This is a genomic window from Hydrogenophaga flava NBRC 102514 (assembly GCF_001571145.1).
GTDB classification, from domain to species: Bacteria; Pseudomonadota; Gammaproteobacteria; order Burkholderiales; family Burkholderiaceae_C; genus Hydrogenophaga; species Hydrogenophaga flava.
Genome location: NZ_BCTF01000032.1, coordinates 17,954 through 32,424 on the forward strand (window position 1 = coordinate 17,954; position 14,471 = coordinate 32,424).

The following is a 14,471-nucleotide window of genomic DNA, read 5'->3' on the forward strand; positions in this document are numbered from 1 at the left end:
ACCAGCCGATGACCAGCCCCCAGACCTTCAACGACCTGGAGCAGTGGCTCAACCAGCACCGCGTGACCGAGGTCGAATGCCTCGTGCCCGACCTGACCGGCGTGGCCCGCGGCAAGATCCTGCCGCGCGAGAAGTTCACCGAGGACCGCGGCATGCGCCTGCCGCAGGGCATCGTGGCCATGGGCGTGACGGGCGAGTTCCCGGCCAGCGGCCCTTACTACGACGTGATCGAGCCGACCGACCGCGACATGCAGCTGCGGCCCGACCCGGCCACGGTGCGCATCGTGCCCTGGGCCACCGACCCGACCGCGCAGGTGATCCACGACTGCTTCGACCACACCGGCAAGCTGGTGCCGTTCGCGCCGCGCTCGGTGCTGCGCCACATCTGTGACCTCTACGCCGCCGAGGGCTGGGACCCGGTGATCGCGCCCGAGCTGGAGTTCTACCTGACGGCGCGCAACACCGACCCCAACACCCTGCTGCGCCCGCCGATCGGCCGCAGCGGCCGGGCCGAGACCTCGCGCCAGGCCTATTCCATCGACGCGGTGAACGAGTTCGACCCGCTGTTCGAGGAGATCTACGACTACTGCGACAAGATGCAGCTGAACGTGGACACGCTGATCCACGAAATCGGCGCTGGCCAGATGGAGATCAACTTCTTCCACGCCCACCCGCTGGGCCTGGCCGACGAGGTGTTCTTCTTCAAGCGCACGGTGCGCGAGGCCGCGCTGCGCCACGACATGTACGCCACCTTCATGGCCAAGCCGATTGCCGGCGAGCCAGGCAGCGCCATGCACATCCACCAGAGCGTGGTGGACAAGAAGACCGGCAAGAACATCTTCAGCAAGGAAGACGGCAGCGCGTCCGACGCCTTCTTCCACTACATCGGCGGCCTGCAGCGCTACATCCCGGCCGCCATGGCACTGGTCGCGCCCTACGTGAACAGCTACCGGCGCCTCTCGCGCCACACGGCCGCGCCGATCAACATCGAGTGGGGCTACGACAACCGCACGGTGGGCATCCGCTCGCCGATCTCCAGCCCGGCCGCGCGCCGGGTGGAGAACCGCGTCATCGGCGCCGATGCCAACCCCTATGTGGCGATGGCGATGACGCTGGCCTGCGGCTACCTGGGCATGAAGAACCAGATCAAGCCCAAGGCCGAGATGAAGGGCGACGCCTACCTCTCGCCCTACGCGCTGCCGCGCAGCCTGGGCGAGGCGCTGGACTGGCTGCGCCGCGAGACCGACCTGCACGAGGTGCTGGGCAAGGAGTTCGTGACCATCTACACCGAAATCAAGGAGCTGGAGTTCGAGGAGTTCATGAAGGTGATCTCACCCTGGGAACGCGAACACCTCTTGCTCCACGTCTGATCCGAAAGAAAGCGACACGCCATGAACACCTCCACCCTCATTGCCCCGCCCGCCCTGGTCCGCCGCGCCGAACAGCAGGACACCAAGGCCATCCAGGCGCTGGACAGCGCGCACTACATCCACCCGTTCACCGACCATGGTGATCTGGCCACGCGCGGCGCGCGCGTGATGACCCACGCCGACAACATCTACGTCTGGGACTCCGAGGGCAAGAAGGTGCTCGACGGCATGAGCGGGCTGTGGTGCGTGAACGCCGGCTACGGCCGCAAGGAGCTGGCGGACGCGGCCTACCAGCAGATGATGACGCTGCCCTTCTACAACAGCTTCTTCCAGACCACCAACGTGCCGGCGGTGCAGCTGGCCACCAAGCTGGCGGCGCTGGCGCCCAAGGTGGGCGACCGTTCGTTCAACCATGTGTTCTTCAGCAGCAGCGGCAGCGAGAGCAACGACACCAACGTGCGCATGGCGCGCCGCTACTGGGACCTGATGGGCCAGCCCCAGCGCAAGGTCATCATCAGCCGGAACAACGCCTACCACGGCAGCACCATGGCCGGCGCCTCGCTGGGCGGCATGAGTGGCATGCACGCGCAGGGCGACCTGCCGATCCCCAACATCACCCACATCGAGCAGCCGCACTACTGGGAGAACGCCCGTGGCGGCGAAACCCCGGCCGAGTTCGGCGTGCGCGCGGCGCGCTGGCTGGAAGAGAAGATCCTGGCCATCGGCCCGGACAAGGTGGCGGCCTTCATCGGCGAGCCGGTGCAGGGCGCCGGCGGCGTGATCATCCCGCCCGAGACCTACTGGCCCGAGATCCAGCGCATCGTCGACAAGTACGGCATCCTGCTGATCGCCGACGAGGTGATCTGCGCCTTCGGCCGCCTGGGCCACTGGTTCGCCTACGAGAAGTTCGGCATGAAGCCCGACCTGGTGACCTTCGCCAAGGGCGTGACCAGCGGCTACATCCCGCTGGGCGGCGTGATGGTGGGCAACCGCGTGGCCGAGGTGCTGATCGAAAAGGGCGGTGAGTTCAACCACGGCTACACCTACAGCGGCCACCCGGTGGCCTGCGCGGTGGCGCTGGCCAACCTGGAGCTGATGGAGCGCGAGGGCCTGGTCGACCGGGTGAAGAGCGACACCGGCCCCTACCTGGCCCAGCGCTTCGCCGAACTCAAGGACCACCCGCTGGTGGGGGATGCCGAGACCTGCGGCTTCGTGGCCGGGCTGGTGCTGGTCAAGGACAAGGTCCAGCGCACCATGTTCGACCCCGACCTGGCGGTGGGCATGATCTGCCGCGGTCACTGCTTCAGGAACGGCCTGATCATGCGCGCCGTGGGCGACCGCATGATCATCGCGCCGCCGCTGGTGATGACCCGGGCGCAGATCGACGAGATGATGGGCCTGATCCGCCTCTGTCTGGACGCGACGCTGGACGATTTGCGCTCGCAGGGACTGCTCGGCTGACCGTGCGCGCGCGATTGTTTGTTACAGTAAAAGACGCCCCAGATTGGGGATAAAGTTGGTCTGCTATTTGCTTGTTCAACGCAAGCGTTGAAGCAGGGTGTCTGTACATCAACCGTTGGGATTCTTTCCCTCATACCTGGAGCGTTCCTCACCATGAAGAAGCAAGTCCTGGCCCTGGCCATCACAGCCGTCCTGCTGGCCGCCTGCGGCAAGAAGGAAGAGCCCGCGCCTGCGCCGGCTGCACCGGTCGCCGCCGCCCCGGCGCCCGCCGCTGAACCCGCCAAGCCTGCCGGCCCGGTGTTCGACGACGAGAAGGTGCTGAACATCTACAACTGGCCCGACTACGTGCCCGAGGGCATGATCGCCGCCTTCGAGAAGGAAACCGGCATCAAGGTCAACTACGACACCTTCGAGACCAACGAGGCCCTGCACGCCAAGCTGGTGGCCGGCAACACCGGCTACGACATCGTCGTGCCCGGCACCGTGTTCGCCAAGGGCCAGATCGAATGCGGTCTGCTGCAGCCCCTGAAGAAGGAGCAGATCCCCAACCTGGCCAACATGGACCCGGCCATCATGTCCGTGCTGACCAAGGCCGACCCCGACAACAAGCACCTGGTGCCGTGGGCCTGGGGCTTCACGACGGTGGGCATCAACAAGACCAAGGTCGAGAAGGCCCTGGGCGGCATGGCCATGCCCGAGAACGCCTGGGACCTGGTGTTCAAGCCCGAGTACACGAGCAAGCTGAAGTCCTGCGGCATCGCCTACCTGGACTCGCCGACCGAGATCATCCCGGTGGCGCTGCACTACATCGGCAAGGACGCCTACTCCAACGACCCGGCCGACTACAAGGCCGCGGGCGAGATGCTGGCCAAGGTGCGCAAGGACGTGCGCCTGTTCAGCTCGACCATGATCGACGACATCGCCGGCGGCAAGGCCTGCGTGGCGATCGGCTGGTCGGGGGACATCAACATCGCCGCCGGTCGCGCCAAGGAGAACGGCTCCAAGGACGTCATCGAAGCCCTGCTGCCCTCCACCGGCGCGCTGATCTTCTTCGACACCATCGCCGTGACCAAGGACGCCAAGCACCCGAACAATGCCGCAGCCTTCATCGACTTCTACCTGCGTCCGGAAAACGCCGCGCTGATGTCCAACGAGATGGGCTACCCCACCGGCAACAAGGCCGGTGTGGCCCAGGTCAAGCCCGAGATCGCCGGCAACAAGACCATCTTCGTGGAGGCCGACTACTTCGCCAAGATGATCCCGCCGAGCAGCTTCACCAACGAAGCGCGTGAAGCCATGGCCAACGCCTACAACGCCTTCAAGAAGGGCAAGTAAGCACCGCCAGCGGGTTCGCCCTGAGCGCAACCGACCGGGCTGTTCGTACCCTGCGTATGAACAGCCCTTTTTAGTTTCCGAATCACCAACAACGAGGGGTCACCATGGCAGCAGCCGGTTCGCAAGAGGGCTATCTGGTCACGGAAAAACTGGTCAAGCGGTTCGACGAGGCGGTGGCCGTCGACGAGGTCTCGCTGTCCATCGGCAAGGGCGAGATCTTCGCTCTGCTCGGCAGCTCGGGCTGCGGCAAGTCCACGCTGCTGCGCATGCTGGCCGGCTTCGAGACCCCGACCAAGGGCCGCATCCTGCTTGGCGGCCAGGACGTGGCCACCATGCCCCCCTACGAGCGGCCGGTGAACATGATGTTCCAGAGCTACGCGCTGTTCCCGCACCTGAACATCTGGGAGAACGTGGCGTTCGGCCTCAAGCGCGAAGGGCTGGGCAAGGACGAGGTGCAAAAGCGCACCGACGAGATGCTGGCCCTGGTGCAGCTCACGCCCTACGCCAAGCGCAAGCCGCACCAGCTCTCGGGCGGCCAGCAGCAGCGTGTCGCGCTGGCGCGCAGCCTGGCCAAGAAGCCCAAGCTGCTGCTGCTCGATGAGCCGCTGGGCGCGCTGGACAAGAAGCTGCGCGAGCAGACGCAGTTCGAGCTGGTCAACATCATCGAGAAGGTGGGCGTGACCGTGGTGATGGTGACGCACGACCAGGAAGAGGCCATGACCATGGCCAGCCGCATCGCCATCATGAGCAAGGGCCGCGTGCTGCAGGTGGGCACGCCCAAGCAGATCTACGAGTACCCGGGCAACCGCTTCGTGGCCGACTTCATCGGCAACGTGAACCTGTTCGACGGCAAGCTGACCCTGGACGAGACCGACCGTTGCGCGGTGGGCACGGCGATCGGCGAGGTGCATGTGGGCCACGGCATCAGCGGCTCCATCGACATGCCGGTGGCGGTGGCCGTGCGGCCCGAGAAGATCGAGATCGCCAAGGAGCGTCCTGCGCACATCAGCCACAACCTGTTCGCCGGGCGGGTCAAGGAGATCGGCTACTTCGGTTCGTACAACACCTACATCGTGGTCACGCCGCAGGGCACCAAGGTGAAGATCACCGAGCCCAACGGCTCGCGCCACGAACTGCTGGACATCACCTGGGAGGACGACGTGTTCTTCTGGTGGGACGACCTCGACGCCGTGGTCCTGCGCGACTGACCCCGAACCGAGGAGCTCCACCATGGCGTCACCCCTTCCGGTTCCAGGCAAGCGCTTCGTCATCGGCGTGCCCTATGTCTGGCTGTTCGTCTTTTTCCTGCTGCCCTTCCTGATCCTGCTGTACATCAGCTTTGTCGACCAGGGCGAGAGCATCAACCCCTTCAAGCCGATTTGGGACCCGGAGACGGGCATCCTGAGCCTGAAGTACGAGAACTACTGGACCATCTTCCGCGACGGTGAGGGCGGCACGCTGTTCCAGACCATCTACATCGAGGCCTACCTGCGCTCGATCTGGTACGCCCTGTGCACCGCCTTCCTCTGCCTGCTGATCGGCTACCCGTTCGCCTACTTCATCGCGCGCTCGTCACCGTCGGTGCGGCCGGCTCTGCTGATGATGGTGATGCTGCCGTTCTGGACCTCGTTCCTGCTGCGGGTCTACGCCTGGAAGGGCATCCTGGCCGATCAGGGCGTGGTCAACAAGCTGCTGATGGCGGTGGGGATCACCAGCGAGCCGATCCAGATGCTCTACACCAACGTGTCGATGCTGGTGGGCATGACCTACGTCTACCTGCCCTTCATGATCCTGCCGCTGTATGCCAACCTGGTGAAGATGGACTTCCGCCTGCTCGAAGCCGCCTACGACCTGGGCACCACGCCCTTCAAGGCCTTCTGGCTGGTGACGGTGCCGCTGTCCAAGGCCGGCATCATCGCCGGCTTCATGCTGGTCTTCATCCCGGCGGTGGGCGAGTTCGTGATCCCCTCGCTGCTCGGCGGGCCCGAGAACATCATGATCGGCCGCGTGGTCTGGGACGAGATGTTCACCAGCAACAACTGGCCGCGCGCCTCGGCCCTGGCGGTGGTGATGATCGCGCTGATCATCGTGCCGCTGGCGATCTACTACCACTACACCGCCGAGGAGAAGAAGTGATGAAACGGATTCTCGAAAAGCACTTCGGCAAGGGCTGGATGGCGCTGGTCTACCTGTTCCTGTACCTGCCGCTGTTCTTCATGATCGTGTTCAGCTTCAACAGCACACGGCAGGATGCGAACTTCACCGGCTTCTCGCTGCGCTGGTACGAGGCGCTCACGCGCGACACCAAGATCGTCGAAGGCTTCTGGCTGTCGGTGAAGGTGGCCGCGGTCACGGGCGTGCTCTCGGCCATCCTGGGCACCTTCGCGGCCTTCGTGCTGGTGCGCTACCGCAAGTTCCTGGGCCGCACCATCTTCTCGGGCATGGTGAATGCGCCGCTGGTGATGCCCGAGGTGGTGATCGGCCTGTCGCTGCTGCTGCTGATGGTGGGCGCGCAGAACGTCTTCGGCTGGCCCGAGCGCGGCATGCTGACCATCATCCTGGGCCACACCCTGCTGGGCATGGCCTACGGCATGGTGGTGATCCAGAGCCGGCTGATGGAGATGGACCGGCGCATCGAGGAGGCGGCGATGGACCTGGGCGCGCGGCCGCACCAGGTGTTCTTCCTGATCACGCTGCCCAACATCTTCCAGGGCATCCTGGCGGCCTTCCTGCTGTCGTTCACGCTGTCGTTCGACGACGTGGTGATCTCCGAATTCCTCTCCGGCCCCGGCGTCTCCACGCTGCCGCAGGTGATCTTCGGTTACGCCCGCCGCGGCATCAACCCGACCATCTACGCCGCGGCCACGCTGCTGATCACCACCGTGACCATCGTGATCATCAGCTACAGCGTCTGGGTGGCGCGGCAGACGCGCAAGCGCGAGCGCGAGATCCAGGCCGCCACGCGGGCCGAGCTGGCGGCGCTCAAGTAGGGGCTATCCGCGCCAGCAGGGCCTGGAGCTTGGCCACCCGCGAAGGGGCCAGGCTCTGGCAGGCCCAGGCCACCTGGCCTTGCAGGCGGGCGCGCGCCGCCGGGTCCGCCGGCCCCGACAGCGCGGCGCGGTGCAGCGTGGCGCGCAGGCGGTCGTAGTCCTCGCGCGGCAGGTTGGGCCGTTCGTTGATCACCAGCCCGGTCACGCGCTGCTGCTGGTGGGCGCGCATCTGCCGCTGCTTGGCGGCGTTCAGCGCGAAGCCTTCGTCTTCGGCAATCGCCTGCACCCAGGCCTGCAGCGCGCGCGCCTCCCGGTACAGGCTCTGCGGCCCGGAGAACACCAGGTCGTCGGCGTAGCGCGCATAGACGGCACCGAAGCGCCGGGCCAACCCGTCCAGCCGCAGGTCCAGACCGAAGGCGCAGAGGTTGGCCAGCGCCGGCGAGGTCGGCGCGCCCTGCGGCAGGTGCGGGCGGGCCAGGCGCTTGAGTGACATCGCATCCATGGACGGGGCCTCTTGCAGACGCTCCCGCACCATGGCCGGCGTGGTGGTGGTGCACAGGCGCGTGAGCATGCGCGCCACCGGCTCGGGGTAGCCCCAGGCGCTCCAGAAGGCTTGGATGCGCGCGGCGCCGAGGCTGGGGAAAAAGTCCTGCAGGTCGAAGCGGATCACGCAGGCCTGGCCCGCGTGCACCTGCGCGAAGCTGTGCACGTTGCGCCCGCGCACAAAGCCATGCGCCGCCTCGTGCGCGGGAACCAGCGACAGCCAGCCGTCGAGCAGGCGGCGCTGCGCCTGGCGCAGGTCGGGGCGGGGCACTTCCAGCAACCGCAGGCCGCCGCTGCGCTTGGGCAGCAGGACGTGGCGGTAGTGCGCAGCGATCCGGCGGTGCGGCCGGTGATGGTCTTCGCGCCAGTCCACCGACGGGTGGCTCAGCCAGCGCAGCCGCTGCGGGTCCAGGCCCAGCCAGGCGGCCCAGGCGTCTTCGGTCGGCAGGTCGGGGCGCTCCACGGCGGGCAGGCCCGCGGCCGGTTGTGCGGTCTGTGCCGGGCGCAGCAGCCAGTGCCGCACACGCCAGGTCGATGGCGGGCGGTCGCTCCACAGATCGTTGATGGCCGGTGCCGCGAGGTCGTCGTCTTCGTCGGGCTCGGTGTCGTCGCATTCGAGCTGCCCGGCGAGGAACTGAGCCAGGCTGTCCAGGGTGTCGATGGGCCCGTGCCGCTGCCAGCGCAGCGCCACCGCCTGTGCCAGCGATGCCAGCCAGGGCGGCGGCGCGTCCTCGCACCCCAGGCACACACAGGCCCGGGCCAGCAGGGCGGGCGCCGCCGACCCGCCCGGGCGCCGGTGGTCGGCCAGCATCGCGTGGGCCAGCCCGATCGAGAGTCCCAGACGGCGGTGCAGGGCGGTCATGCGTGGGGTGTGGTGGGGGTAGTGGACCTGGTGCGCCAACCAGCCGGTCGGGTGCGATCTGTCCTGCGCCAGCGGCGCAGCGCGGATCGCGCGCCGTGTGTGCCAACCATCAGACGTTGCCATGGGGATGCCCCACAGCCCGAAAACCAAGAGGCTTTCGATTGCGCTTGGCGCACCAGGGCCGCGGGCATTGTGGCAGACGGGTCGGGCGGGGGGCCTCGGTTAAGCTGGCAGTTTTGTCGTCTCCGCGCTTGCGGACTTCGTGCCCGGTGTCCCACAGACTTCCCCTTGCCCCGCTCGGATTGCTGGGCCTGTTCCTCTTGCACGCCGTGGTTCACCAGGCCGGCTTCCACGCCGTCTGGCTGGACCCGGACCAGCTGGTGGTGGCCGACCAGGCCGCGTGGATGGCGCGCGGCGAGTTCCACGAGCCCTTCTTTTACGGCCAGGCCTACCTGCTGCCGTTCGAGGCCTACCTGGCTGTGCCCGCGGTCTGGCTGGGGCTGGACCCGCTGGTGGCGGTCAAGCTGGTGGCCGCGTTGAGCTTCTACCTGCCCTGGGCGCTGACCGCCTGGTGGCTGGGCCGCGAGCGGCCCTGGGCGGCGCTGGGCGTGACCCTGCTGTTCCTGGCGCTGCCGCTGGAGTACACGCTGGCCGCGGCGCTGCCGCGCGGCTTCATCACCGGCATCGCGCTGGCCTGGCTGGGCCTGGCGATGCTGCTGCGCCCGGCGGCGCCGTCGGCCCCGGCGCAGATCGGCTGGGCGGCCCTGGTCGGTTTCTGCACCGGTTCCTACATGAGCAACGTGCTGATGCTGCCGGCCCTGGTGTTCCTGCCCGACCGGCGGCGCTGGCTGCTGGCCGGGGCCGGGCTGCTGCTGGGCTATGCCCTGTTCAAGGTGCTGGGCCTGTTCTACGTGTGGAACCCCGACCATGTGGTGCACCGCTTCCCCGACCTGTTCTTCCGGCCGGGCTACCTGCTGGGCAACCTGCAGAACCCCGACGTGGTGGTGGCGCTGGGCGGCCTGTTGCTGCTTGCACTGGGTGCCGGGGCGCTGGTGATCCGAGCCGAGCGGCGCGACCCGGCGACGCTGGCGGACGGCTGGCGCTGGGCGCTGGGCGCCGCGGGTCTGGCGCTGCTCATCGCGCTGATGGTGGGCAACAACAAGTTCGCCGAGTACAACGCCGGCTCGCCCTTCTTCTCGCTCTACCGGATGATGCTGCCGCTGCCCTTGCTGGCGCTGCTGGTGATTGCGCGCTGGCCGCCGACCGGTGTGGCCTGGCGGGTGCCGCTGTGGGGCGGACTGGCGCTGGCGGTGGTGCTGGCCGGGGTGCAGCTGGGGCGTTTTGTGGTGGGCCAGGACAGCTTCATCGAGGCCGCGACCACGCTCGAACCCGTGACCCGCGACAAGGTGCGCCGCGTCTGCAAGCGGCTGGCGCAGGACTGGCGCCGCAGCGGCGAGCCGTATATGGTGCTGCGTGGTCGCGACGACGTGCTGGCCTACGGCTGCCATGCGCTGTATGGGGTGCCGGTGGTGCAGAGCGACTACGAGCGGCGCACCTGGCTGCGGCGGCGGTTCGAGCGGGACGCGGCGCAGTGAGCGGGCGCCCCACGCGCCGCGGCTGAGTCCACTCGGCCCTTCCGGGTGTCGAAAGTGGACGCAACATTTGACCGGATGTTGCCTTAGCATGGTGCCAATTCATTGTGGAGACCCGTGCCCATGTCCGACATCACCAACCCTTCCTTCGACGGCCGCGCCCTCATCAACGGTGAGCGCGTCGCCGCCCGCGACGGCCAGACCTTCGACTGCATCTCGCCGGTCGACGGTCGCGTGCTGACCCAGGTGGCCCGATGCGGCCAGGCCGACATCGACGCCGCCGTGGCCGCCGCCCGGGCCGCTTTTGAAGACCGCCGCTGGGCCGGCAAGGCGCCCGCGCAGCGCAAGCGCGTGATGATCAAGTTCGCCGAGCTGATCCAGGCCCATGGCGACCTGCTGGCGCTGACCGAGTCGCTCGACATGGGCAAGCCGGTGAAGTACGCCAAGGGCGTGGACGTGAACAGCGCGGCCAACTGCGTGCGCTGGTACGGCGAGGCGGTGGACAAGGTCTACGACGAGATCGCGCCCACGCCCGACACGGCGCTGGCCCTGATCACCCGCGAGCCGGTGGGCGTGGTCGGCGTCATCGTGCCCTGGAACTACCCGATGATCATGGCCGCGTGGAAGATCGCGCCGGCCCTGGCCGCGGGCAATTCGGTGGTGCTCAAGCCATCCGAGAAGAGCCCGCTGACGGCGCTCAAGCTGGCCGAGCTGGCGCTGGAAGCCGGCATTCCCGCGGGCGTGTTCAACGTGGTGACCGGTTACGGCCCCGAGGCCGGTTCGCCGCTGGCGCTGCACATGGACGTGGACTGCATCGCCTTCACCGGCAGCACCCGCGTGGGCAAGCAGATCCACGTGATGGCCGGGCAGAGCAACCTCAAGCGCGCCTGGACCGAGCTGGGCGGCAAGTCGCCCAACATCGTGTTCGCCGACTGCCCGGACCTGGACAAGGCGGTCGAGGCCTCGGTGGGCAGCATCTTCTTCAACCAGGGCGAGAGCTGCAACGCGCCCTCGCGCCTGTTCGTCGAGGCCTCGATCAAGGACGCCTTCCTGGAGAAGGCCTTGAAGCTGGTGCCGCAGTACCAGCCGGCCAACCCGCTGGACAAGAACACGGTGATGGGCGCCATCGTCGACCAGGTGCAGCTGGACAACGTGATGCGCTACATCGGCCTGGGCCAGAGCGAAGGTGCCAAGCTGCTGGCCGGTGGCGAGCGCGTGGCGCCGGTGGCCGGCGGCTGCTACGTGCAGCCCACCATCTTCGACGGCGTGACCAACAGCATGACCATCGCGCGCGAGGAGATCTTTGGCCCGGTGCTGTCGGTGCTGTCGTTCACCGACGCGGCCGACGTGGTGAAGCAGGCCAACAACAACATCTACGGCCTGCAGGCCGCGGTGTGGACGCGCGACATCAACAAGGCGCATGGCGTGGCGCGCGCGCTGCGCGCGGGCACGGTACACGTCAACTCTTATGACGAGGACGACATCACCGTGCCCTTCGGTGGCTTCAAGCAGAGCGGGGTGGGGCGCGACAAGTCGCTGCACGCGTTCGACAAGTACACCGAGTGCAAGACCACATGGATTCGCATCGACAGCCCGATCTGAAGGAGACACCCATGAACGCCATGAACGACCTCAAGACCGACCACATGTCAGAGCACACCAACGCCGCCTGGCACGCGCGCCGGCAGGCGGCCACGCCGCGCGGTGTGGGGGTGATGGGCGACTTCTTCATTGAGCGCGCCAAGAACGCCGAGTTCTGGGACATCGAGGGCCGGCGCTTCATCGACTTCGCGGGCGGCATTGCGGTGTTGAACACCGGCCACGTGCACCCCAAGGTGCAGGCGGCGATTGCGGCGCAGCTGCAGCGCTTCACGCACAGCTGCTACCAGGTCGTGCCTTACACCGAATACGTTGCGCTGGCCGAGCGCATCAACGCCATCGTGCCCATCGACGGTCCGGCCAAGACGGCCTTTTTCTCGACCGGCGCCGAGGCGATCGAGAACGCGATCAAGATCGCGCGCTCGTCCACCGGCCGCAGCGGCGTGATCGCCTTCGGCGCCGCCTTCCACGGCCGCAGCCTGTTCGCGGTGGCGCTGACCGGCAAGGTCCAGCCCTACAAGGCCGGCTTCGGGCCGTTCCCGCCCGAGATCTACCACGTGCCGTTCCCGTGCCACTGCAGTTCGCTGGAGGACACGAAGAAGGCGATGGAGCACGTGTTCAAGTGCGACATCGAGCCCAGCCGCGTGGCGGCCATCGTGTTCGAGCCGGTGCAGGGCGAGGGCGGCTTCAACCCGATCCAAAAAGAGGCTGTGCTGTGGCTGCGCCAGCTGTGCGACCAGCACGGCATTTTGCTGATCGCCGACGAGGTGCAGACCGGCTTCGCGCGCACCGGCAAGATGTTCGCGATGGAGCACTACGGCGCCAAACCCGACCTGATCACCATGGCCAAGAGCATGGCCGGCGGCACCACGCTGTCGGCCGTCAGCGGCAAGGCCGCGATCATGGACGGCCCCGCGCCGGGCGGCCTGGGCGGCACCTATGCCGGCAACCCGCTGGCGATTGCCGCGTCGCATGCGGTGCTGGACGTGATGGCCGAGGAAAAGCTGCCCGAGCGCGCGCAGATCCTGGGCGACCGGCTGGTCGCGCACCTGAAGGCACACCAGGCGAAACAGCCGCGGATCGCCGACGTGCGCGGCCTGGGCGCCATGGTGGCGGCCGAGTTCGTCGACGCCGCCGGCGCGCCCGACGCCGACCTGACCAAACGCATCCAGGCCGCCGCCCTCAAGCGCGGTCTGCTGCTGCTGACCTGCGGCGTCTACGGCAACGTGATCCGTTTCCTGTTCCCGCTGACGATTGAAGACAGCGTGTTCGCCGAGGCGCTGGGCGTGCTCGACGCCACAATGGCCGACGCGCTGGCCTGAGTCCCCCTTTCACACCAGCCGGGTTCGCCCGGCTTTTTGTTGCCTGGAACCCGCATGGACCAGCCCAGCCTTGAACAACGCACCGCCACCCTGCGCGAGCAGGGCATCCACACGGTGATGGCCACCTTCACCGACCTGCACGGCGTGCCCAAGGGCAAGCTGGTGCCGCTGGAGGCGCTGCCCGACGCGGTGGCCACCGGCGCCGGTTTCGCGGGCCCCAGCATCTGGGGCACGGGCCTGCCGCGCATGGGCGCGCGCAGCGAGTACTACGGCCGCGTGGTGCCCGATTCGCTGCGGCCGCTGCCGTGGTTGCCGGGTGTGGCGCACGCAGTGTGCGACGGCTTTGCGGGTGGGCAGCCGCTGGACACCTGCTCGCGCCAGATGCTGCGGCGCCAGCTGGCGCGCCTGCGCGAACGCGGCTGGACCTTCCACGTCGGCATCGAGCCCGAGTTCTTCCTGCTGCGCCGGGGCGCCGAGGGGCGCTGGGCCGTGGCCGACGGCGAGGACCGGCTCGGCAAGCCGTCTTACGACCTCAAGGCCATCGTGCGCAACCACGGCTTTCTGGACGACATGCGACGCCATCTGGGCGCGCTCGGTTTCGAGCTGCAGCAGATGGACCACGAGGACGCGACGGGCCAGTACGAGATCAACTACCTGTACGACGAGGCCCTGGCCGCGGCCGACCGCTACCAGCTGTTCAAGCTCACCGCGCACGCGGTGGCGCAGCAGCACGGACAGGTGTTCTCTTGCATGCCCAAGCCGCTGGCGGGCGCGCCCGGCAGTGGCCTGCATTTCCACCTCAGCCTGACCGATGCCGAAGGCCGGCCCGTGATGGCCGACGCGGAGGGCTCCATGGGCCTGAGCGCCGCCGGCCTGCAGTTCGCGGCTGGCCTGCTGGAACACGGCGATGCGCTGGCCGCGCTGTGCGCGCCCACGGTCAACAGCTACAAGCGGCTGGCGGTGAGCGAGAGCGCGTCCGGCACGACCTGGTCGCCGGTGTGGAAGGCGGCGGGCGACAACAACCGCACCTGCCTCGTGCGCACGGTGGCGGGCCGCATCGAGTGGCGCCTGCCCGACCCCTCGTGCAATGTGTACGCGGCGCTGGCGGCCACGCTGGCCGCGGGGCTGGACGGCCTCGACCGCGAGCTGCCCGCGCCCGAGGCCATCGACGCCGACCTCTACCAGCGGCACGCGGCCGGCGAGACCCTGCCGCCGCGCCTGCCGCGCGACCTGCACGAGGCCCTGGCCGCGCTGCGCGCCGACGCCATCCTGCGCGACGACCTGGGCGAGGCCTTCTGCGAGCAGTTCCTCACGCTCAAGCGCGCCGAGTGGGATGCGTACGCGCAGCAGGTGAGCGACTGGGAGCTGGCGCGCTACGCGGACGGGTTCTGAGGGGC

The 14,471-nt window shown here is 68.0% G+C and carries 11 protein-coding genes; 10 read left to right on the forward strand and 1 reads right to left on the reverse strand.

The genetic code is table 11. From position 1 onward, the window contains the following. Positions 1 to 8: 8 nt before the first annotated feature. The 6 genes from HFL01S_RS21800 (at position 9) to HFL01S_RS21825 (ending at position 7,156) form a co-directional block, all read left to right on the forward strand. Positions 9 to 1,370 (forward strand): glutamine synthetase family protein, encoded by a 1,362-nt coding sequence (locus HFL01S_RS21800; protein WP_066262698.1) that lies wholly within the window; start codon positions 9 to 11, stop codon positions 1,368 to 1,370. A 21-nt stretch (positions 1,371 to 1,391) separates the two neighbouring features. Continuing rightward, a complete protein-coding gene (locus HFL01S_RS21805) occupies positions 1,392 to 2,831 on the forward strand; it encodes an aspartate aminotransferase family protein (protein WP_066262700.1) in 1,440 nt (479 codons plus the stop codon). A 153-nt stretch (positions 2,832 to 2,984) separates the two neighbouring features. Further along, the gene (locus HFL01S_RS21810; RefSeq protein ID WP_066262703.1) at positions 2,985 to 4,166 is read left to right on the forward strand and encodes an extracellular solute-binding protein; all 1,182 of its coding nucleotides are present in this window, start codon (positions 2,985 to 2,987) and stop codon (positions 4,164 to 4,166) included. A 104-nt stretch (positions 4,167 to 4,270) separates the two neighbouring features. After that, positions 4,271 to 5,374 carry an ABC transporter ATP-binding protein gene (locus HFL01S_RS21815; RefSeq protein ID WP_066262706.1) on the forward strand — a complete coding sequence of 368 codons (1,104 nt, stop codon included), beginning with the start codon at positions 4,271 to 4,273 and terminating at the stop codon, positions 5,372 to 5,374. A 22-nt stretch (positions 5,375 to 5,396) separates the two neighbouring features. Then, complete coding sequence (locus HFL01S_RS21820) at positions 5,397 to 6,302, forward strand: ABC transporter permease (protein ID WP_066262708.1); 906 nt, start codon at positions 5,397 to 5,399, stop codon at positions 6,300 to 6,302. After that, positions 6,302 to 7,156, forward strand: coding sequence for an ABC transporter permease (locus HFL01S_RS21825; protein ID WP_066262711.1), 855 nt, complete (start codon positions 6,302 to 6,304; stop codon positions 7,154 to 7,156). Before HFL01S_RS21820 ends, HFL01S_RS21825 begins: the two co-directional genes overlap by 1 nt. Here HFL01S_RS21825 and HFL01S_RS21830 read toward each other — a convergent pair. Continuing rightward, positions 7,149 to 8,684 carry a reverse transcriptase family protein gene (locus tag HFL01S_RS21830; RefSeq protein ID WP_157539016.1) on the reverse strand — a complete coding sequence of 512 codons (1,536 nt, stop codon included), beginning with the start codon at positions 8,682 to 8,684 and terminating at the stop codon, positions 7,149 to 7,151. The genes HFL01S_RS21825 and HFL01S_RS21830 overlap by 8 nt on opposite strands. 146 nt (positions 8,685 to 8,830) lie before the next feature. Here HFL01S_RS21830 and HFL01S_RS25230 point away from each other — a divergent pair, with 146 nt between their 5' ends. From HFL01S_RS25230 to HFL01S_RS21850, 4 genes are all read left to right on the forward strand, one after another. Further along, positions 8,831 to 10,156, forward strand: a complete 1,326-nt coding sequence (locus HFL01S_RS25230) for a hypothetical protein (RefSeq protein WP_157539018.1) — start codon at positions 8,831 to 8,833, stop codon at positions 10,154 to 10,156. A gap of 120 nt (positions 10,157 to 10,276) precedes the next feature. Next, positions 10,277 to 11,755 (forward strand): aldehyde dehydrogenase, encoded by a 1,479-nt coding sequence (locus HFL01S_RS21840; RefSeq protein WP_066262724.1) that lies wholly within the window; start codon positions 10,277 to 10,279, stop codon positions 11,753 to 11,755. Between the two features lie 20 nt (positions 11,756 to 11,775). Next, positions 11,776 to 13,074 carry a 4-aminobutyrate--2-oxoglutarate transaminase gene (gene gabT, locus HFL01S_RS21845; protein WP_245644885.1) on the forward strand — a complete coding sequence of 433 codons (1,299 nt, stop codon included), beginning with the start codon at positions 11,776 to 11,778 and terminating at the stop codon, positions 13,072 to 13,074. A 54-nt stretch (positions 13,075 to 13,128) separates the two neighbouring features. Then, the gene (locus tag HFL01S_RS21850; protein ID WP_066262725.1) at positions 13,129 to 14,466 is read left to right on the forward strand and encodes a glutamine synthetase family protein; all 1,338 of its coding nucleotides are present in this window, start codon (positions 13,129 to 13,131) and stop codon (positions 14,464 to 14,466) included. Positions 14,467 to 14,471: the final 5 nt, after the last annotated feature.